We start from the raw sequence: 20,115 nt of genomic DNA, 5'->3' as shown, positions 1-20,115 counted from the left end.
TTGCTACTAAAAAAAGCAGACAATATAGTCTGCTTTTTTTAAATATAAATTTTTGATGTTCTTGTTTTATATATTTTCAAATCCCATTACATCATATCCAGCCTCTTCAATAGCTTCCTTCATGCTTGCATCAGTAACATTGTCTGCTACTTCAACGACGGCATTCTTATCTGCTAAATTCACCACTACATCCTTTACTCCTTCGATTTCCATTAAAGCGTTCTTCACGTGATTGGAGCAGTGTCCACAGGACATTCCTTCGATTTTGATTTGCTTTTTCATTTTTGATTCCTCCTTAATTTATATTTACCTTGCTCAGATTACTTATTTATTTGGTATTTATAATTGTGGTTTAAAATTCCTCAATCTGAGGGCATTACTTACTACAGATACAGAGCTTAAGGCCATAGCACCTGCCGCGAACATTGGGTCAAGCAATGGTCCTCCAAACAGATATACCAACCCTGCCGCTAAAGGAATTCCCGCCGTATTGTAGGCAAATGCCCAGAAAAGATTTTGCTTGATGTTTCTGATGGTACTCTTACTTAATTGAATAGCTGTTACAACATCTACTAAATCACTTCTCATAAGGACAATATCAGCAGATTCCATTGCAACATCAGTACCAGAACCAATGGCAATCCCTACATCTGCTTGGGCTAATGCTGGAGCATCGTTTACTCCGTCTCCAACCATTGCAACCTTTTTACCTTTTCCTTGTAGCTTTTTCACTTCATTGGCCTTATCTTCTGGAAGTACTTCCGCTAATACAATATCAATCCCCACTTGTTTTGCAATGGCATTGGCTGTCAGTTTGTTGTCTCCAGTAATCATAGCTACTTCAATTCCCATTTGGTGTAGCTTTTCAATAGCCTTTTTACTGTTTTCCTTTACAACGTCGGCTACTGCTATAATTCCCACCAACTCTTGGTTGAGGGCAACATACATTGGTGTTTTACCTTCATTGGCCAGACGGTTTGACTCATCCTCTAAACCTATAGATATATTTTTCTCCACCATAAGTTTTTTATTACCCAATAGTAATTTCTTACCTTCTATTGATACTTCAATCCCTCTACCAGGGATCGACATAAAGTCATCTACTTTTTTCAAGTCTAATTTTCTTTCCTCATGGGCTCTAACAATCGCTTCCCCTAATGGATGCTCAGAACCCTTTTCAGCAGAAGCCGCCATCATTAATAACTCTTCCTCTGAAATATTCTTAGTCACGATATCCGTCACCCTTGGCTTACCTTCAGTGATGGTACCTGTTTTGTCAAATACTACCGTCTCAATCTTGTGGGCTGTTTCTAGGGCTTCTCCACCCTTAATCAATACTCCATTCTCTGCACCTTTACCTGTTCCCACCATAATAGCTGTAGGGGTTGCTAGACCTAAGGCACAAGGGCAAGCAATCACCAATACCGAAATAAAGATTGTAAGGGCAAATACTGCCGATTCTCCAGAAAAATACCATAGAACAGATGCAAGAATAGAAATTCCAATAACAATCGGTACAAAGTAACCAGAAATAATATCCGCCATCTTAGCAATCGGTGCCTTTGAACCTTGGGCATCCTCCACTAGCTTAATGATTTGAGATAGGGCTGTATCTTTACCAACCTTTGTCGTCTGGAACTGGATAGAACCATTTTTATTGATACTTCCCCCGATAACAGGATCTCCTTTTCTCTTTTCTACTGGGATACTTTCTCCTGTGAGCATTGACTCATCTACAGATGTATATCCTTCTACTACAGTACCATCGACGGGGATTTTCTCCCCAGGCTTTACAATAACAATATCTCCCACTTCTACTTCTTCAATTGGAATGACCATTTCCTGCCCATCCTGGAATATTAGAGCTGTCTTTGGTTGCATTCCCATAAGCTTTTTGATGGCTTCGGATGTCTTACCCTTCGAAACCGCCTCTAGATATTTACCTAGTAAAATTAGTGTAATGATTACTGCTGCTGTTTCAAAGTACAGCTCCATCACCATATGATGATTTCCGTTAAGGATCTCCATAATGGCATAGATTCCATAAAGGAAGGCAGCACTGGTGCCTATGGCAATCAATGAATCCATGTTTGGATTTCTTCTGATTAGTGCTTTAAATCCAACAGTGTAAAACTTCTGTCCCGCCACCAATACTGGAATTGTTAAAAGTAATTGAGTAATGGCAAAATTAAGGGCGTTGGGATGGGGGTCTAAAAATACTGGCAATGGTGCCCCCACCATATGACCCATGGCGATATACAGTAGCGGTAATGTGAAGATGGCTGAAATCACAAACTTATTCCAAAGGGTCTTGATATCCTTCTCCCTTTTTTCACCTTCTTGGTCAACCTTACTCTCCATCTCTAGATCAAGGGGCTTGTAACCTGCCTTTTCAATGGCCTGCTTAATTTGAGAAATCCTTAGTACATTACTATCATATCTGATTTGGGCCTTTTCAGTGGCTATGTTTACATCTGCCTCCACTATACCCGTTAGTTTTCGTAGAGCACGCTCCACCGCACTGACGCAGGAGGCTCAGGTCATTCCCTCAATAGGAATACTAATCTCCCTTAAATGATTTTCTTCCTTCAGTCCATATCCTAGCTTAGTAATCCTAGTAACCATATCATCTAGGCTTACTTTTTCTTCATCATACTCTATCGTCACTTTTTCACTGGCGTAATTCACTGCTGCACTGGTAACCCCCTCCATTTTCGAAAGGTTTCGTTCAATGGCTTTAGCACAAGCAGCACAGGTCATGCCCTCCGCCAGCAAAGTTTTCTGAACTAGCTTCATAGTCATTCCTCCTATCATTACTTCATCAATTTTTTAACCGTCTTCAACACTTCTTCAATGGCACTCTCATCACCGTTTTTGATTTGTTCTGATATACAATTTTTTAGATGTCCCTCCATCAAAATCAAAGCGATGGAACTAAGGGCCGATCGGGATGCTTCTATCTGATTAATCACATCATTACAATAGGTACCTTTTTCAATCATATTTTTAATTCCTCTTACTTGACCCTCCACTCGACTTAAACGATCAGTAATGGACTTTTGTATTTTAAGGGACTCTTCGCTGGGGACCTTATAATTCGAACGTCCCAATTTTTCTTCCTTCATTGCAAACACCTCCTCTACTTTAGGATACCATACCCCCCTATAGTATGCAAATAATATTTTCTATGATTAAGGGAAAATTTTTTTCGTATATCGAATAGATCTTTTTTATTGAGACTTTTTTACGAGAAATTATTCTATCTTTATAATTTGCTTGTTTATACTATTTATGTACTTATGTTTCTCGCTTAATCAATAATTATATTCCAAGGAGGAATTTATATGTGTTATCAATTGGAAGCTACAGAGGATTTTGCCAATGCATTGGATGAAAAGGATTCCCTCAGACACTTTAATAAACTAAAGGCATCATCCCATCTACTGGGATGATGCCTTGTTTTTTGCATATCTTTTAAAATTTTTTTTATTATATGAGAGACCTTTGTGTTACTCCTCCACTACTTCGTCTAAAGCCTTTTCAACCCTTGCAAAGGACGCAATGATGGATTGGGGGTCCTGAATAATGTGAAACTCTTCTCCAAACTCCATGTCTGCTACCCTTAAGGCGTCCCCTCTGGTAAGGCTGGTTACATCATACTCAAGCTTTTGAGGTATATTTCCAGCAAAGCATTCCACCTCTAACTCTTGTAGTTGTTGTTGTAGGATGACTCCTCCTCTTTCAACATAATTTCTTCCTTTTAACACTATTGGTACTTTAACATGTATCTTTTGATCATAACTTACTTGTTGTAGATCTAAATGAATGATTTCTTTAGTCACTGGGTCCCTTTGAACTTCCTTGATTAATACAGTATGATTTTCTCCACCCATTTCGACTTGAATGATTCCATTTTCCCCATGATTTCTTAATAAGGACTGTAATTCCCTCTTATCTATTTTGATTGGCACAGTATTCATATTTCGACCATAAATCACTGATGGCACGTATCCATCAAATCTTACACGATGACTTTCATTCTTACCCACATTATTGCGAACTTCGCTTGTAATTGATTGCATAAAAACACCTCTCCTCTTCAATTTATTAAAGAATTATAACCAATTAGAGTTTTTTTATACTCTATTATCTGGCATAAATTGGAGAGATAGAGGTGCGTTTTTTGTTATATAAGCATTAAAAGATTTTCTTCTTCTTGAGGCTCCTCCTTTTGTCCTACATAGCTCATATTAGCGATGATGGCATCCTTTTCAAGAAAAACCTCAATATGCTCACTGTTTAATATTTGTAGATCTTTCACTGTTATTGCATCCTTTTTATTTAAAAGCTTTGCATCTACTTCTATTTTATCGGGAATGTATTTAGGATAGGTTTGAATGTCTATTTCATTATGTATCGTTTGTAAGAATTGACTACTGTTCTCAACAGCTTCTCTATTGACGAAGTGTATTGGAAGGGTAAGTTTTATCTTTTGATCATCTCGTAAAGTTTGTAAATCCACATGTAATATCTGGTTTTTTAAATTTTCCCTCTGAATTTCTTTAATCACCGCAAAGCTTTTTTCTCCCTCTAAACTTACGGCGATTCTAGTGCTACCATACTTGCTTAATATTTTTTCTATGTCTCTTTCCTTCATAAAGATAAGTTGGGTGGTTTTTCCCCTGCTGTATAAAATCCCTGGTATTTTTCCTTTTTTTCTCTGCTTTGCAACACTGTTCTTCCCTACAATTTCTCTTTGGTAGACTTGTAATAGTGGTGTTGCCATATTAAATTCCCCCTTTAGATTTGATTTGAAGAGAGTATCCCAACAGTACAGGACACCCCCACCAAACTCTATTTAATCGATGGATTTTAAGATTCTTTCTGCTATATCTGATAATCTTAAATCCCCCACCGATTCATCGCAAGCAATAAAAATACTTTTTATTTCCTCCAATCCGTCATCATAATGATAAGAATAACTATAACAAATAAAGGCACCCGATAAAAGGTCCTCTATCATTGCCACCTTTTCATCTGCGAGATTCATTAATTCTTCAACTAAATCCTCCTGCTCTATGGGCTCAGTAGTATCTAATAGGATTTCCTCCTTCAAATGGACAACATCATGGATTATTTGGTATACAAGGGTATCGTCCCTTTTAGAACCCTTTGTTATATCCTTTACGACTTTGAAGGGATGTTTTTCTTTAATTCTATTAAGTATTTCTTCACTATCATACATTTTATTTTCCACCAATACGTAACTCATCTTTATCCTCCTTATTTTTCCCTTTTCTCTAGGGAGTGTGCCTGACTATTATGTTATTTTACAATGAATATGTAGATTCTTAATAGATTATAAGTAATCATTTCATAGTTTTAGGTTTATTATATATCTGTAGGTTTTCCTACCAATTGATCAGATATTCTCTGAAATGATTATCCTATGGATCTATTACCTCTTTTCACCCTATACTATTTATTCTATTATTAGGTTTTAAATCCTGCTTAAATTTTAGTCACATCTTTTATTATTCCATCAACTATTGATGGCAGCAATAAAGGAGGTAATGGGAATGGTTAAAATTAGTCCTATACTCCCACTCAAGGAGCGTAGTATTTCTGTAGCTAAAAATTGTGAATTAATGAGGTCTACGATTGGCATATTAGATAAGGTGAAGAAAAATAACAATGGCAAAGAAGTACCGGCATAGGCCAATATTAAAGTGTTGGTCATTGTTGCCATGATATCTCTTCCCACCGAAAGTCCTGATAAAAATAAGGTGCTGATTCTTGCTTTACTATTGGCCTTCTTAATTTCACATATTACAGATGTAATGGTCATGCTAACGTCCATCACTGCTCCTAATACGCCGATCGTTATCCCACTATAGAGTAATCCCCTATAATCAATATCTAATTCTGTATGGGTAACCAGCATTTGTATGGTATCATCAGAAATCCCTGTAAGTTGAATCAAATTCCCAAAATAAAGCGCTAAAACTCCAGACAATATTGTACCTCCTATGGTGCCAGCAATGGCGGTGAAGCTTTTCTTACTGAATCCACTAATCAGAATAAAGCTGACGATAATAATGATACTACATACTAAAATTGTAGTAATGATAAAGCCATATCCCTTTATAATCATGGGCATAAAGATTTTTAAAATACAAAAGGCTGTGATACCAAGGGCTATAAAGGATCTTAATCCCGTAAACCCCCCAAATAAAATAATGAGTATAAAAAATAATGCAAATAAAATTGTAATATATCCTTCTCTAGATATATCTCTAAAGCTAATATTCTCCAACTTACCATTATTCATTGCCAGTTGCACATAAATCTTCATGTTTTTTTCTAAGGCTATATTGTATGGAGAACCTTTTATGAGTTTATGGGAAAAATCCACAGTATTCCCTTCATATATCCCTTCTAAAATCCTTGCTTCAACATGCTGAATCATTACTTCCCCTTGTTGCTCTGTTGTTACCTTCAAGACCGTTGCTTTAGCCTTTATATATTCTACATCTTCATTTCCATATGCGGAAAAAGTATTTATTAGCATTGAAAAGATGAGTACCAGAGCAATTAAACTCTTTTTATTCATTGTAGACTCCTCCTCTGTAGTAAAGTAGATATTATAGTCTACTGAATATATATTAATAGAGATAGGGGGATATTAATACTTTATTTAATTAAAAATTTCCACTCAAAAAGGGAGCAGTCTTTTGACCACTCCCCGTTATTTTATGACTAATCTACTGTATATGGAATTAAAGCCATATGTCTAGCTCTTTTGATAGTCTTAGTTAATTCTCTTTGGTGAATTGCACAGTTTCCTGAGATTCTTCTTGGAAGAATTTTACCACGCTCAGTAATGTACTTCTTTAACTTTTGAACTTCTTTGTAGTCCATAGTAGTTACTTTGTCCGCACAAAAAGTACAAATTTTCTTTTTACTTCTACGCTTTTTCTTGTTGATCATTGGTTTCCCTCCTTATCTTAGAATGGAATATCTTCGTCATCGTCAACTGCTTCAAAATCGTTTAGATCTATATCAGCTGAATTAAAGTCATTAAAAGAACCTGATTGCGATTGGTTTTGATTTTGATTATTCTCACGATTTCCCCACTCTAGGAATTCAACTTGATCTGCCACTACTTCAGTAACATATCTTTTGTCCCCATTTTGAGTCTCGTAGGAACGGCTTTGTAATCTACCATTAATACCTACTAAACGTCCTTTAGCTAAGTAATTGGCACAGTTCTCAGCGCTTTTACCCCAAACCACAATGTTAAAAAAGTCTGCCTCTTTCGTCTTTGAAAAGGCTCTATTCACTGCAACACTAAAGGTGGCTACAGCTTTTCCGCTGGTAGTAAATCGTAACTCTGGATCTCTTGCTAAACGTCCGATTAACACAACACTATTCATCGTTACACCACCTTATTGTATTACGCTTCTAATCTAGTGATCATATGTCTGATTACTTCGTCAGCAATCTTTAAGTTTCTGTCTAATTCTTTCGGCACATCAGCTGAAGAATTGAAGTTTACTAATACGTAGTATCCTTCATTAACTTTGCTGATTTCGTAAGCTAACTTTCTGTTACCCCACTCATCAACGTTCTCAACTTCACCATCAGCTTCAACAATACCTTTGAATTTCTCTAATAGTTGAGTTCTTTTTTCTTCTTCAGTGCTTGGCTTAAGAATGTACATTAATTCGTACTTGTTCATCTTTTCCACCTCCCTTTGGACTTAGCGGCCTTGCTCTTTGGCAAGGCAGAGAGAAATGTTTTTCTCACATTAAAAGATTATATCATTATGTAGCCTTAATTTCAATGATTTTTTAATATTTTTATTATATATTTTATTACCTGTTTTCCATATCTCTCTTAAATTAAGTCCTATACTAAAATATTATAGCCAAAATCTATGCTGTTATATAATCTCCAGATCACGATTAAAGGCTTTTTTAAAAGCCTTTTGTACCTTATAGGCTGTACAAATCTCCAGTTCTGGTGAAGTAGCAGATTTCACTTTTATTTGGACTCGCTCCCCCTCTATTAAACACTCCACATCTTCTATGATACGGGCCTCACTTCTATCTAGTTTTTCAGCTATATTAAGAAATATACTAAGTTTTATAATTATCTCAAAGTCTTTTTTTGAAATCAGCATACTATAGGATTTCCAGTCCCTTCTAAAATCCACTTCCCTATGCATAGCTACGATAAAGGCGCACATCACCAGCTCTCTATTCCTCAAACCATTTAATCTGGAGTTTAGCACTAGATAAAATCCGTGCTTTTGGTGGTTGTAATAGTCCACGTAGTTACCAATATCATGCAGTAGTGCTGCTGCCGATAGTAGTTTTCTTTCTTCTTTCCCCAAGCCATGCAGATCGGTCATCTGGTCAAAGATGGAAAGAGCCAACTTTCTAATATGGTAACTATGTATAATATTAGCATCATAGTTCCTTAAAACATTATTAATACTATGATGGAGGACATCCTTTAATAATCGATTAACAGGATAACATTCCAGTATGTATTTTTCGAAGAATACCCCCTCCCTCAATCCATTACCGCTGATAATTAGTTTATCTGCCTTCAAATATTCTACTAAACACTTTATGGGGACAATTCCCCCTACTATAATGTCTGCCCGCTCTTTGTTAACTCCAGGGATATTTTTTCTTTCATGGATCTTAGCTTTACTGACCTTATTGAAGGCGGCAATCATTTCTTTGCTGGTAATTTGGTAGTTGTGGAGGCTAGTTAAGGGAAATTCAATTTCATTTTTGTTGATTTTCGCTAGGGTTCTAGCTGTTCCTCCAATCCCCACCACCGGTAGGCCTACTGCTTTTTTCAGCCAATCTACCTTTTTAAATTGCTTTGCAATATACTCCTCCAGTTGTTTCATTTTTTCCGTCGATTCCTGCTTTCTATCTAAATAACCTTCAGTCAGAATTACGGCCCCAAAGGGGAAGCTAATGGCCTCTTTAATCTGCCGATTCTCCACCAGTACCAGTTCAGTGCTGCCCCCACCTACATCGATAATTACACACTCATTTATGTCTATGGTATTGATTACCCCTAAGTAGGCGTAATAGCCCTCTTTTTCCCCTGTAATCACTTCAAATTCAAATCCCGTCTCTGTATAAACTATTTGTAAGAATTCTTTTTGGTTTATGGCATTTCGCACTGCTGCTGTAGCCACTAAAAATACTTCATCTACGTGATGTACCTCCAGTAGCTTTTTAAACAGTTTTAAGGCTTTAATGGTTCTTTTAATAGGGGTAGGCTTTAGAATCATCTCTCTTCCCATTCCTTCACTAAGCCTCACCATTTCCTTAGCCTCGTCTATCATCCTATAGGAATGGTCTTGATCTATTTTCATAATAATCATTCGTACCGAATTGGAACCTAAGTCAATGATGGCAAATTTCTTTTCCATCAGAATCCCCACCTTCTTTTTCCTCTACTTTATCCATTGTTGTTGCTCCACACATCGTCTTTAGTTCAAAAATCAACTGTTTTCTTTCCCTTTGTTGCTGTTGCCACTGCTTTGAAGCCAAGCTAAAAAAATATCTCTGGGTATCTATTAGTTGTTTTCCTCGTTTATCGATTTTATGGTATATCCCTTGGGAATTAAGTACTCTTGTCTTTACATTGTCATTAATTTCAATTGTGAGCATCTTTACGATTCTATTTCTAATTCCTTTATCTTCTATAGGGACTAATACTTCCACCCGTCGATCAAGATTCCTTGGCATCCAGTCAGCACTGGATATATAGACCTCTTCCGCAGCATCATTGTAGAAATAGTATATGCGACTATGTTCCAAAACCCTCCCGACTATGCTGGTAACTGTAATATTTTCGCTCACATCTGGTATTGCAGGTCTTAAACAACATATGCCCCGAACGATTAAATGAATTTTTACTCCTTTAGTAGAGGCATAATATAGGGCTTGTATAATATGCTTGTCCACCAAAGAATTCATTTTGGCAATAATTCTTGCATCCCTTCCCAACTCTGCATTTTTTGCTTCCCTATAGATCAATTCCAAGAACTTTTCTCTTAAATTTAAGGGGGCTACAGCAATTTTACTTAATTCTGGTGGGTAAGAATAGCCTGAAAGCATGTTGAATAGTGCTGTGACATCGGCTCCGATCTCTTCATTCACCGTTAGTAGTCCCACATCGGTATAGAGCTTTGCTGTGATATCATTATAGTTACCCGTTCCTAAGTGGACATAACGAACCATCCCTTCCGCCTCTTTTCTAACCACTAAAGTCATTTTGCAGTGGGTTTTTAGACCCACCAGTCCATAGATTACATGACACCCCGATTGTTCTAGCTTTTTAGCCCAGTGGATGTTTACCTCTTCATCAAATCTTGCCTTTAGCTCCACCAAAACTGTCACCTGTTTCCCCCTCTTGGCGGCCTCTGCCAGTGCTTTAATAATGGGTGAATCTCCGCTTACTCTATAGAGGGTTTGTTTGATCGCCAATACATTTGGGTCTTTCGATGCCTTTTCAACAAATTCTACTATCGGATCAAAGGATTCATAGGGATGATGCAATAATAGATCCTGTTGTCTAATCACTTCAAATAGGTCCTCCTCATCCACGAGAACTGGAGGAATAGTCGGTATATATTCTGGATATTTTAAATGTTCAAATCCTTTCCTCCGATAAATTTTCCATAAGAACGTTAAATCTAGGGGACCTTTTATGTGGTAAATATCCTTCTCATGGATCTCTAAGGAATCTCTTAGTATTTTTACTAAGGCAGCATGACTACTTTGCTCAATTTCTAATCTTACCGCTGCTCCCCATTTTCTTTTTTGTAAGGACCTTTCTATTTCCTTTAGTAGATCCTCTGCCTCCTCTTCTTCTATACTCAAGTCAGCATTCCGTGTAATACGATATGCTGAAGCACAAACAATCTTATATCCAGAAAACAAACTACTGACATTCATTTTGATGACATCCTCAAGGAAAATCAGCTCTACCCCCTTCTCTAGACTAGAAGGCAATTCGATTAGCCTTGGTAATCCTGCTGGTACCTGTACTGTTGCAAATATTAATTCTCCTTCCTCCACTTGTTGATCCATTAATATACCTATATTGAGGCTTTTGTTAAGGATCAGGGGAAAGGGACGAGAAGCGTCCACTGCCATAGGAGTCAATACTGGATAGACTGTACTATCAAAGTATTCCTGTAGAAACTGTCTTTGTTCCTCCATCAAAGATTTACTATTAACGATATTAATGTTATTCTTTTTTAACTTTGGTAGCAGTCCTCTATTTAGAGCATTGTATTGTTCATGAACCATCCGATGTACCCGTTGGGATATTTGATTTAATTGCTCCTTTGGTTTTAATCCTGCCGGGTCTGGCTTGGTATATTCTGCATTCACCTGATCCTTTAGGGATGCCACCCTTACCATAAAAAACTCATCTAAATTGGACCCTGCTATGGCTAAAAATTTTAATCTCTCAAATAAAGGATTTTTGTTGTCTTTAGCCTCCTTTATTACACGGTCGTTAAATTCTAGCCAACTCAACTCACGGTTTAGATAGTATTCCTCTTTATTAAATAGGTTATCTTTACTGTTCACCCTTCATCATCCTCATAAAAATAATATTCTATCCCTCAAAATCTTATATATTTTCTTGCTATGGTTATTTTATTATTATTTTTATATACAACCATAATAATACTACAATCTATTTAATTATCCTGCCTGAAAGTTTCCTATTAATTCCTTACCCGATTATTTAGTTATCATTTAAGAAGCTTAAAATATTTTTTATAATTATCGTATATTTTTTTACAAATGAGGCAAATATATTAATGAGATAGCCCCCACAATATAACATTTATTCATCCCAATCTCCCCCTTACAATGATAAAGGAGGGTGGCAATAGCCACTCTCCTTTATTCGTTCCCCTCATTCTTAGGGTGTATTTTTTTTGTTCTTCTCTCTATTTCCGGTCTTGCTAGCCATAACTGTTTTTCACACTTTACACATTTAATCCTAAAGTCTGCCCCCGTCCTCAAAATTTCAAAATGATGATTTCCACATGGGTGTTGCTTCTTCAATTCTACGACATCTCCTACTTCAAATTTAATTGGCATTATTCCCCTTCCCTTCTATATCATCTATTACTATTATTGTAGACTATTTGGCGATATAATTACAGCCCACTGTAGAAAACATTATTAACATTTTATAGAACATCGCTTCCCTGATAAATAAAAAATGCCCAATGTGAACAAAAGCAACTAGACAATTTTTATAACAATCGTGTTAGTTGCTTTTTTTTAGCCTATTTTCTTACATATTTACAGGCACTTCTATATTTTCTTCTATTTCCTCTACTTCAAGTTCTCTATTACGATGAGCATATATCACGACAGATACCAATACACCAAGACTTACAATAAGAATCGGTATCTCCAGCTTATTCAAGATTTCCACATTAGTCATTCTAGATAAAATAACACTGATAAGATTATTAAATAGATGAATAATGATGGCTGGCCATATTGATTTAAACCAAACACATACTAACCCCAGCAGAATTCCCATAAAGAAAGTATAAATACCTTGTACCAATTGCATATGGTATAGGGCAAATAGTATGGCCTGAATAACAATAGCCCATTTAATAGATAGATTTTTTCTAAGTTCCTTTAGGATTAGCCCTCTAAAGATAATTTCTTCAATGAAGGGTGCTGCAATAGCTACCGCCAGATATAAGAGGATTGGACTACCACTTAACAGCTGTTCCATCAGGTCAATATGCTTTGAAAAAGCATCATCCATCACCTCTGTTTTTTGGATCAACGACAATAGGAATCCATTAATAAATACCATACCAATTCCTACAGGTACAAATAAAGCTGCATTTTTCCAAGAAATTTTGGTGAACTGACATACTTCAAAGAAGCTCTCCTTGCGGGCTTTAATGATTAGATAATATAGACCAAAAGCTAGTATTGAGCTGACAATAATCGCTAAAGTTGTTTGCTGTGCTATTAAAAGTGGTATCTTTTGTTGAACTTCCTCTGACGTAATACCAGGGTTTTGGACTATTAATTTGACGGCGACTATAATACCTGCTACGATTGTATAGATTACCTGTAGGGTAAAATAGATCGATAGGTATAACAGAATCCATCCAAATGTTTTTAAAAATTTCTTCATTTATTAACCCCCTCTTTTCCAAATATTACATTTTTACTCTAGTATGAGAAGAAATATGCTATCTACATATTAACATATTGATACTAGGGTTTAAACTGAATGATGGTCCATAATAATGTATAATTATTACAAAACAAGAATTAATAGTAATAGAGATCGTTAATTAAACAGATTCCACAGTTTTCTTTTTGTAGAAAAGTGTAATAGTACTGTTGTCCCTACTCCTACTTCACTAATTAGCTCTAGTCTACCACCATGTCTTTCCATTACATTATAACAATAGGATAATCCTAAGCCAAAGTTAAGGGTAAGTTTCTTGGTTGTAAAAAATGGGTCTAATACCTTCTCTAAATTTTCTTTAGGGATTCCTTTACCATTATCGCTTATGGATAAGGAAATTCCCCTCTTTCCCTTGCATAAAGTAATCTTTATTTGACCATTTTGCTCCATTGCTTCTATAGCATTCTTTAATATATTAATCAATACTTCCCGAATATGTATTTCGTCACACCAAACCACATCAGCTTCATAATAGTTTGTTTCCACAGTAATACTCTTTTTCTTAATGGAACAACCCACCATATTGATAGCTGTATCTACAATATCCTTAACATTGTTATATGATTTATCTAATATAATATCTGACATCTGCACATTGATTCTACTAATCATAGCATATAGGTGGTTAGTAGAATCATTAATAATCTCTAAGGAAGTATTAATATGTTCATTAGGTTCATTGCAATAGAGTCGAATACTCTCAGCCCCCATAGAAATTTTTCCAATCTCATTTTTAATTGTATGACTAATGATGGCAGTACCTGAAGAAATCGACCTTCTGGTTCTTTCCAATTGATGCTTCTCAAACTTGATCTTCACTCCCAAGGCCCCGTGTCTGGCACTAAATATTATAAATAAAGTAAACTGTAGGATTACAAACCAACGGTGGAACCTCCATGCTTCATGATTATTAAATATCCTCAGGATAAAGTTGGAATATAAAGCGTACAGAGTAATAGGTGAAACGATTAGGCAGTTGAATAATTTCTGTTGTTTTTCCACTGGAGATGGTGTTATTATAAAGGTTAAGAATAATAATAAATTTGCCATAATTACATAAGGTGCTACCCAAATGGTTAGGATTTTAAAAGATGGATTATACCCCCCCATAAAAGGAAAGAGCATATACATCATTATTGGTGGTATAAGGAGTACTATTTTAAGTTTATTTTTCCAACGCTTGAACCGTTTCTGAAATATAAGTGTATTATTTATTCCATACATCAATAAAGCATAGGGCGCAAAGTGATGGGATAAAGAAGAAGAAAAACCAATTAAACTGTACATCACATAGTTATTGGTATTGCCCACCCCTATATAAGTATTTACAACTTGTATCCCATATTCTTCTAGCACTACTGCCAAAGCCCCACATCCTGTAAGAAAAGTAAGGGCACCGAGCCATCTATTGGACTCTTCTTTACGACCATATACTAACACAATAGCAGACAGCGTCCACAACAGTATCACTACAAAAATCATATAGAAAGCTACCCCCCTTTAAATCAATTTATCCACAAAATTAATTACATCTTTACGTATTTGTTTTCTACATAGAACAATCCCAGCATGTCCACAATTATACAAAATCCTCTTTGGCTGCTGCCATTTAGACCACAGCTTATTTGTATCCTCAAGCCAAACATACCGATCATATTTTCCACTGATTAAAAGAATTTTTTCTTTAGCCAATAGGGGTGGATAATTACTGGGGTCAATAATATTCCAATAATTGATTAGTTTTTCATATGTGAATTTATTATTTACAAGGTCTTTTTTTATGTATTTTCCAGGAGGTGTCTTCCATATGGAGAAGGATAGGGCATTGGCATACATAATTGAAACCAGTCCGTCAATATCAGCCTCTATTGTCGCCGTCAAGTTGGTAATAAAGCCCCCCAAGCTTAACCCTATAAGAAATACCTTCCCGCCCTTATTTTTTTTAATCCACTGGACTAAAGCCCTTAAATCTACCACCGCCTGTTGGATTGCTTGAAGGGTCCCTTCTACGTCTGCACTAATCATATACTCTCCACTATATAAGGAATTTGGAGGTTGACGATCTAAATGATAGGGTAGGGTATAATAAAATATATCAAACTCTTTATCCCTAAAGTCTTGTAAAAATAACTTGTCAAAATGTCTAAACCCCTCTGACCTCCAGCCATGTACCATTATAACGCTAACTTTATCTTTTCTATCTTTTCTATCTTTTCTATCTTTTCTATCTTTTCTATAAGAATCGCTGAAATCGTGATCCTTTTCTTTTACATTAAAGTATTTACCTACAACGACATTATTACATTCCCACTCTGTTTCTACTAAAGAAGGATATCTAAATGTCCCTATAGTATATAACCCCTCTTCCCTAGACTTTAAAAAATCTAAGTGGGGTATATTGTGTAATTTTAAAAACTGCTTCTGCTTTTCTATACCGTTAGCCTCTCCTGTTATCACTCTATAGTGGGAGCTTTTACTTTTTTTCTTATGTAATTTGTTTAAAGCATAACTATCTATCATCTGACTAATAAATTTTTTCATGTCTGCTCCTTATTAAAGTTCTTTAGAGTTATATAAGCCCCTACATTTAATTTTTATAATGGCTTCTTTTACATTACCCACCCCCAATTTACTTATAATTTTATTGATTTGATTTTTTATAGTACTATCAGATTTCACAAGCTTCTCTCGAATCTCATCCCTTGTATAACCCTGTTCCACTAGACTGAACACCTCTTTTTCAGCACCTGATAAACAACTGAGCATCTCTTGCTCCTTCAAACGCCTATAATCCTTAAGTAAATCCTCCATAGGAGTATTTCTGTTCATTACATCCCTAATCACTTGAGGCAATTTTTTATAATGGGATTTAGAAAGAAATTCTACTGCTCCTGCATTAAAGGAATCTAGTGCAACTTCTTTAGGTTCTAAAGAGGTAAGCATAATAATCTTAGCATCTATTACCCCACTAACCTCAGCGGCAATATATATACCATCTAATTGATTACTTGTAAGATTAATGTCCATTAAAATAACATCTATGTTGCCATTTTCTATAATCTCATAAAATTCCTTCTTTTCTTTTACTGCAGCTACAATTTCCATATCTCCCTCTATCTTAAAGAGCATTTCCAGAAGTTTTATCCAAGCCAAGTCATCTTCTACTACCAGTATTTTTATCTTTTCCATTACAATGTCCCTTTCTTCAAAATAGTACTTATTGTTGATTTATTTAATTCTATAGTAATCATAAAAATCCTGTAAAATTCATTGATTTATTTCACTTTTTTTATATATTTTGTTAATTGTTTCGGTTGCCTAAATACTAGTGCTGAGTGCTGGATGTAATAAAAAAACCCTCTTAAATATAACAGGGTCTTAGAATTATTGTATATATAGTATTCATTTCTATGGATTTTTATTTATTACTACTCGTCTTTGATACGGTATTTCTATTCCTTTTTGATCAAAGACTTCTTTAAAGGTCTTTCTCATGAGGCGTTCCACAGCCCACTGCTCCATTGGCACAGTTTTAGCCATTACAGAAATCACAACATCCGATGCCGCTAGGCTACTCACCCCCAGTACAGTAGGCCCTTCTAATATTCTAGCATCCTCTTGTCTTAGTTTCTCACAAGCTTCGTCTAGTACTTTTATTGCATTATCAATATCTTCCTCATAGGCTATAGATATATCCACCCAAGCCCTCATTTTACCATTACTTTTATTGGTAACCTTCTTGATTTCTCCATTTGGAATAATATATAGGTCCCCATTAAATCCTCGTATTTTAGTTACCCTCAATGCCATATCTTCAACAATCCCCTGGATTCCTTCCAGCTCTACATAGTTCCCTACACCAAACTGGTCTTCAAATAATATGAAGAAACCAGTAATGATATCTCGAACCAAGTTCTGAGCTCCAAAACCAATAGCTAGACCCCCAATTCCTGCTGCTGTTATTAGGGCCGTAACATCAGTACCAAAGGTCTTTATAATACTGGTGAAGGCAATGAAATAGATTGTGTACTTGACAATACTTTTTAGTACACCCTTCATTGTTTCTAGCCTTGGTATATCAACCTTAAACTTTAAATTCTTTTGGGTATCAATAAACCTATTAATCAGTGCATCAATCACTTTAATACTAACCTTAGCAATCACCAATATCATTACAATATTAAATAGCTTGCCAAATAACATCGTCATTTGTTTGGGGTCCTTCAGAAACTCCATTGTCTCTACAAAGACTGTTCTAATCGTGTCTAATACCATACTAAACCTCCTTATGGAATAGGCTTAAAGCCCCTACCTTTTTCCGTCTTAATCATTTGATATATTCCTTTTATTCCAATGTTACCGTCCTTCATTTCCCGCTGGACCTCATTAGATAATTGTGCCTCAAACCTAATGGATAAACCACAACTGGCGGTGATTTCCCTAGGGGTTGGGATGATCTCTATCTTATATGCCTTTTCCTTTAATAAGCTCTCTGCTGCAATTGCAAAATGAGTTGATTCAAATACGATTACGCAAAAATCCTTATGTTCCATCTTTTATGCTCCACTTCCTAACTATAGTTTAATTGTATTTTGGGCATTATTCATTTTTTCAACGATTGTGTACATGTTGCTAACTCCACCCACTACTAATTTTTCTTTAAGCTTATAGTAGTCTAAGCAGGCACCACAGGATAATACTTCTACGCCATTAGCTTCTAAAGTCCTTAGATGGTCTATCACATCCGATCCATCTACTGGAAGATTAACACCACTGTTTATAAAAATTAATGCCTTTGGGTATGGTTGAACCTCTGTCAAGGCATAGATATACCCCTTCATTAATACTTTACCTAATTCCCTTTCTCCTTCGCCGAACACATCACTGGTAATAACGATTACTAAATCCTGCTTTTTACCATCATCACATTGTAGATCAATCATCTCTACCGCATCAATAGAATGATCCTTGTAGATATTAATATGGTACTCTCCCCTACCTTCCTTCACTTCTGTCTTTAAGGAAAGACTATTGGCTAATTTAGATACATTCTCTCTGGCAACTTCATTATCGACTATGGTGGTTACAACTCCACCATCTATGGATTCTAATGCTTTTTTTGTATGTATTACTGGCAGTGGACAATTCATTCCCCTTGCATCAACTTGTTTATTCATCGAATTCCCTCCTACTACTTTCGGATATATTTCTATTTATTTCCCTACCTTATAGTATATCAATCCTCCTACGCCTCTACAACGTATTGTATCCCAGTTAGTATTCTTTCTATCTATCATACCAACATTTTGTATTGATAATTTCAATACTGGTGATTAGTTATAATAAAAATCAAAAAGAACATGAGCTGCATACTCATGTTCTATCATTACGTAATATGTAATGCTGTGCACCTCACTTTGGCAGGTTGCCATAGGCGATACCCAAGCAGTTAGCTCAAGTTAGGCAGCCCCACGGCACACGAAAGGGATTACTTACCGTTGCTTCCTTCCGGACCTGGCGGGGTTCGTAAGCTTCCATTGCGTAGGACCCAACTCTCATTACCACTTGCTTAGGCCAGCCCTACATACAACAAGCCTAGGTGAGGAATTCGACCCTGCTACAGCGGGTTGCAGGTTACAGGGCACCGCTACCTCCCCGTCTAGCACAGCAAACTTTTAAACTTTTTAATGGCGGAGAGAGCGGGACTCGAACCCGCGGGACCTTGCGGTCTTACACGCTTTCCAGGCGTGCCCCTTAGCCAACTCGGACACCTCTCCTTGTTTTTATTTCTTTTTTCTTAATTCTCTAAAGAAGTTCTTCATCAACTGGGCTGCTTCTTCTTCCCGTACACCAGCAACAATCTCAGTTTGATGATTAAAGGCTTGGTTATCTAATAGATTAACTACTGAACCACAAGCTCCTGCCTTAGGATCCATTGCTCCGATTACTAGTCGGTCTATACGACTTTGAAGAATAGCTCCCGCACACATAGGGCAGGGTTCTATAGTAACATACAATGTGGAACTTGTCAACCTCCATCCCCTCAAATTTCTACAAGCTTTTTCTATAGCTAAAATTTCGGCATGGTAAGTGGCGTTTTTCTCAGTTTCCCGTAGGTTATAGGCTTTGGAAACAACCTCACCATTCCGTACTAAAACAGCTCCAATAGGGACTTCCCCTATTACATAGGCTTTCTTTGCTTCCTCTATTGCTAATCCCATAAAATATTCATCCATCGGGCAACCTCCAAAACTAAAAGTACCATAGCACTTCCGCTTGCACTAGTATATCTTATACGACTAATCTTGTCCATACTCTATGGCATGTTTTTTAATTCCAAATTATTCTCAGTGTTTTTCTGTGCAATCTCATCTATACTGATATTATTTCCATCTAATCAGCTTGTATACAGCTATCCACCCATATAAGTATTGGTGGGATTAAATTTAACACTACATCTATTATATAGCATAGTATATATAACAATCAAGTATCAATATATACCATTTACTCTAAATCGTATGCATTAAACAGAGCCACAGTATATACTACGTTAGTTCATGTGAATAAGAATAATAGACTATCCCCATGAACAAAGTCTTCCTTCGGAAGATTTAAATGATGACTTATGTTGAAACTCATTTACGAAAAAGTTCTCTTTTTTATTAATTTAATGTAGAACTTTCCTATTCGTTATAAAAAACAAAGTCCCACAAACGATGTCTGTAAGACTTTGTCTCTACTTAAATGGTGTTCCCGGCGGGAATCGAACCCACGGCCTTTCGCTTAGGAGGCGAACGCTCTATCCTACTGAGCTACGGAAAC

21 protein-coding genes, 2 tRNA genes and 1 other RNA gene are annotated in these 20,115 nt (G+C 36.2%); all 24 read right to left on the bottom strand.

Annotation, left to right across the window (positions count from 1 at the left end; translation table 11 throughout):
• Positions 1–66 precede the first annotated feature (66 nt).
• Complete coding sequence (locus JOC73_RS06020) at positions 67–282, bottom strand: heavy-metal-associated domain-containing protein (RefSeq protein ID WP_204401176.1); 216 nt, start codon at positions 280–282, stop codon at positions 67–69.
• Between the two features lie 57 nt (positions 283–339).
• Complete coding sequence (locus JOC73_RS06015; protein WP_408626914.1) at positions 340–2,802, bottom strand: heavy metal translocating P-type ATPase; 2,463 nt, start codon at positions 2,800–2,802, stop codon at positions 340–342.
• Positions 2,803–2,813: 11 nt separating this feature from the next.
• Positions 2,814–3,125: a metal-sensing transcriptional repressor gene (locus JOC73_RS06010; RefSeq protein ID WP_204401174.1), complete on the bottom strand. Its 312-nt coding sequence runs from the start codon at positions 3,123–3,125 to the stop codon at positions 2,814–2,816.
• A 384-nt stretch (positions 3,126–3,509) separates the two neighbouring features.
• Complete coding sequence (locus JOC73_RS06005; RefSeq protein WP_204401172.1) at positions 3,510–4,082, bottom strand: 50S ribosomal protein L25; 573 nt, start codon at positions 4,080–4,082, stop codon at positions 3,510–3,512.
• A gap of 104 nt (positions 4,083–4,186) precedes the next feature.
• Positions 4,187–4,786, bottom strand: a complete 600-nt coding sequence (locus JOC73_RS06000) for a 50S ribosomal protein L25 (RefSeq protein WP_204401170.1) — start codon at positions 4,784–4,786, stop codon at positions 4,187–4,189.
• A gap of 72 nt (positions 4,787–4,858) precedes the next feature.
• Entirely contained in the window at positions 4,859–5,272 is a 414-nt protein-coding gene (locus JOC73_RS05995; protein ID WP_204401168.1) for a hypothetical protein, read from the bottom strand.
• Positions 5,273–5,542: 270 nt separating this feature from the next.
• Positions 5,543–6,613, bottom strand: coding sequence for a YibE/F family protein (locus JOC73_RS05990; RefSeq protein WP_204401166.1), 1,071 nt, complete (start codon positions 6,611–6,613; stop codon positions 5,543–5,545).
• Positions 6,614–6,759: 146 nt separating this feature from the next.
• Positions 6,760–6,990 (bottom strand): 30S ribosomal protein S18, encoded by a 231-nt coding sequence (gene rpsR / locus JOC73_RS05985; RefSeq protein WP_204401164.1) that lies wholly within the window; start codon positions 6,988–6,990, stop codon positions 6,760–6,762.
• A 17-nt stretch (positions 6,991–7,007) separates the two neighbouring features.
• Positions 7,008–7,436, bottom strand: a complete 429-nt coding sequence (locus JOC73_RS05980) for a single-stranded DNA-binding protein (protein WP_204401162.1) — start codon at positions 7,434–7,436, stop codon at positions 7,008–7,010.
• A gap of 20 nt (positions 7,437–7,456) precedes the next feature.
• On the bottom strand, positions 7,457–7,741 hold the full coding sequence (rpsF, locus tag JOC73_RS05975) for a 30S ribosomal protein S6 (protein WP_204401160.1): 285 nt from the start codon (positions 7,739–7,741) through the stop codon (positions 7,457–7,459).
• Between the two features lie 204 nt (positions 7,742–7,945).
• The gene (gene ppx / locus JOC73_RS05970) at positions 7,946–9,463 is read right to left on the bottom strand and encodes an exopolyphosphatase (protein ID WP_204401158.1); all 1,518 of its coding nucleotides are present in this window, start codon (positions 9,461–9,463) and stop codon (positions 7,946–7,948) included.
• Positions 9,438–11,636, bottom strand: coding sequence for an RNA degradosome polyphosphate kinase (locus JOC73_RS05965; RefSeq protein WP_204401156.1), 2,199 nt, complete (start codon positions 11,634–11,636; stop codon positions 9,438–9,440). The genes ppx and JOC73_RS05965 overlap by 26 nt, the downstream gene beginning before the upstream one ends.
• Before the next feature lie 321 nt (positions 11,637–11,957).
• Entirely contained in the window at positions 11,958–12,158 is a 201-nt protein-coding gene (locus JOC73_RS05960; protein WP_204401154.1) for a DUF951 domain-containing protein, read from the bottom strand.
• A gap of 199 nt (positions 12,159–12,357) precedes the next feature.
• Complete coding sequence (locus JOC73_RS05955) at positions 12,358–13,230, bottom strand: CPBP family intramembrane glutamic endopeptidase (protein WP_204401152.1); 873 nt, start codon at positions 13,228–13,230, stop codon at positions 12,358–12,360.
• Between the two features lie 159 nt (positions 13,231–13,389).
• On the bottom strand, positions 13,390–14,772 hold the full coding sequence (locus JOC73_RS05950; protein ID WP_204401150.1) for a sensor histidine kinase: 1,383 nt from the start codon (positions 14,770–14,772) through the stop codon (positions 13,390–13,392).
• Positions 14,773–14,790: 18 nt separating this feature from the next.
• Positions 14,791–15,831: an alpha/beta hydrolase gene (locus tag JOC73_RS05945; protein ID WP_204401148.1), complete on the bottom strand. Its 1,041-nt coding sequence runs from the start codon at positions 15,829–15,831 to the stop codon at positions 14,791–14,793.
• A gap of 12 nt (positions 15,832–15,843) precedes the next feature.
• The gene (locus tag JOC73_RS05940; protein ID WP_204401146.1) at positions 15,844–16,479 is read right to left on the bottom strand and encodes a response regulator transcription factor; all 636 of its coding nucleotides are present in this window, start codon (positions 16,477–16,479) and stop codon (positions 15,844–15,846) included.
• 219 nt (positions 16,480–16,698) lie between these two features.
• Positions 16,699–17,565, bottom strand: a complete 867-nt coding sequence (locus tag JOC73_RS05935) for a mechanosensitive ion channel family protein (RefSeq protein WP_204401144.1) — start codon at positions 17,563–17,565, stop codon at positions 16,699–16,701.
• An 11-nt stretch (positions 17,566–17,576) separates the two neighbouring features.
• Positions 17,577–17,843, bottom strand: a complete 267-nt coding sequence (locus JOC73_RS05930; protein WP_204401142.1) for a DUF3343 domain-containing protein — start codon at positions 17,841–17,843, stop codon at positions 17,577–17,579.
• 21 nt (positions 17,844–17,864) lie between these two features.
• Positions 17,865–18,467, bottom strand: a complete 603-nt coding sequence (yedF, locus tag JOC73_RS05925) for a sulfurtransferase-like selenium metabolism protein YedF (protein WP_204401140.1) — start codon at positions 18,465–18,467, stop codon at positions 17,865–17,867.
• A 226-nt stretch (positions 18,468–18,693) separates the two neighbouring features.
• Positions 18,694–18,958, bottom strand: an RNA gene (ffs, locus tag JOC73_RS05920) — signal recognition particle sRNA large type.
• A 20-nt stretch (positions 18,959–18,978) separates the two neighbouring features.
• A tRNA-Ser gene (locus JOC73_RS05915) sits at positions 18,979–19,067 on the bottom strand.
• Between the two features lie 6 nt (positions 19,068–19,073).
• Positions 19,074–19,526 (bottom strand): tRNA adenosine(34) deaminase TadA, encoded by a 453-nt coding sequence (tadA, locus tag JOC73_RS05910; RefSeq protein WP_204401138.1) that lies wholly within the window; start codon positions 19,524–19,526, stop codon positions 19,074–19,076.
• Positions 19,527–20,038: 512 nt separating this feature from the next.
• Positions 20,039–20,115 (bottom strand) — tRNA-Arg (locus JOC73_RS05905).

Origin of the sequence: Alkaliphilus hydrothermalis (assembly GCF_016908555.1) — a bacterium.
Taxonomy (GTDB): domain Bacteria; phylum Bacillota; class Clostridia; order Peptostreptococcales; family Natronincolaceae; genus Alkaliphilus; species Alkaliphilus hydrothermalis.
The sequence above is the reverse complement of the archived record's forward strand: the minus strand, read 5'-3'. Positions and strand labels throughout refer to the sequence as shown.

What these genes read in the sequence shown, in the direction of transcription:
- JOC73_RS06020 (WP_204401176.1), bottom strand. Translation starts at nt 282, where the DNA reads ATGAAAAAGCAAATCAAAATCGAAGGAATGTCCTGTGGACACTGCTCC.
- JOC73_RS06010 (WP_204401174.1), bottom strand. Translation starts at nt 3,125, where the DNA reads ATGAAGGAAGAAAAATTGGGACGTTCGAATTATAAGGTCCCCAGCGAA.
- JOC73_RS06005 (WP_204401172.1), bottom strand. Translation starts at nt 4,082, where the DNA reads ATGCAATCAATTACAAGCGAAGTTCGCAATAATGTGGGTAAGAATGAA.
- JOC73_RS06000 (WP_204401170.1), bottom strand. Translation starts at nt 4,786, where the DNA reads ATGGCAACACCACTATTACAAGTCTACCAAAGAGAAATTGTAGGGAAG.
- JOC73_RS05995 (WP_204401168.1), bottom strand. Translation starts at nt 5,272, where the DNA reads ATGAGTTACGTATTGGTGGAAAATAAAATGTATGATAGTGAAGAAATA.
- JOC73_RS05990 (WP_204401166.1), bottom strand. Translation starts at nt 6,613, where the DNA reads ATGAATAAAAAGAGTTTAATTGCTCTGGTACTCATCTTTTCAATGCTA.
- rpsR (WP_204401164.1), bottom strand. Translation starts at nt 6,990, where the DNA reads ATGATCAACAAGAAAAAGCGTAGAAGTAAAAAGAAAATTTGTACTTTT.
- JOC73_RS05980 (WP_204401162.1), bottom strand. Translation starts at nt 7,436, where the DNA reads ATGAATAGTGTTGTGTTAATCGGACGTTTAGCAAGAGATCCAGAGTTA.
- rpsF (WP_204401160.1), bottom strand. Translation starts at nt 7,741, where the DNA reads ATGAACAAGTACGAATTAATGTACATTCTTAAGCCAAGCACTGAAGAA.
- ppx (WP_204401158.1), bottom strand. Translation starts at nt 9,463, where the DNA reads ATGGAAAAGAAATTTGCCATCATTGACTTAGGTTCCAATTCGGTACGA.
- JOC73_RS05960 (WP_204401154.1), bottom strand. Translation starts at nt 12,158, where the DNA reads ATGCCAATTAAATTTGAAGTAGGAGATGTCGTAGAATTGAAGAAGCAA.
- JOC73_RS05955 (WP_204401152.1), bottom strand. Translation starts at nt 13,230, where the DNA reads ATGAAGAAATTTTTAAAAACATTTGGATGGATTCTGTTATACCTATCG.
- JOC73_RS05950 (WP_204401150.1), bottom strand. Translation starts at nt 14,772, where the DNA reads ATGATTTTTGTAGTGATACTGTTGTGGACGCTGTCTGCTATTGTGTTA.
- JOC73_RS05945 (WP_204401148.1), bottom strand. Translation starts at nt 15,831, where the DNA reads ATGAAAAAATTTATTAGTCAGATGATAGATAGTTATGCTTTAAACAAA.
- JOC73_RS05940 (WP_204401146.1), bottom strand. Translation starts at nt 16,479, where the DNA reads ATGGAAAAGATAAAAATACTGGTAGTAGAAGATGACTTGGCTTGGATA.
- JOC73_RS05935 (WP_204401144.1), bottom strand. Translation starts at nt 17,565, where the DNA reads ATGGTATTAGACACGATTAGAACAGTCTTTGTAGAGACAATGGAGTTT.
- JOC73_RS05930 (WP_204401142.1), bottom strand. Translation starts at nt 17,843, where the DNA reads ATGGAACATAAGGATTTTTGCGTAATCGTATTTGAATCAACTCATTTT.
- yedF (WP_204401140.1), bottom strand. Translation starts at nt 18,467, where the DNA reads ATGAATAAACAAGTTGATGCAAGGGGAATGAATTGTCCACTGCCAGTA.
- tadA (WP_204401138.1), bottom strand. Translation starts at nt 19,526, where the DNA reads ATGGATGAATATTTTATGGGATTAGCAATAGAGGAAGCAAAGAAAGCC.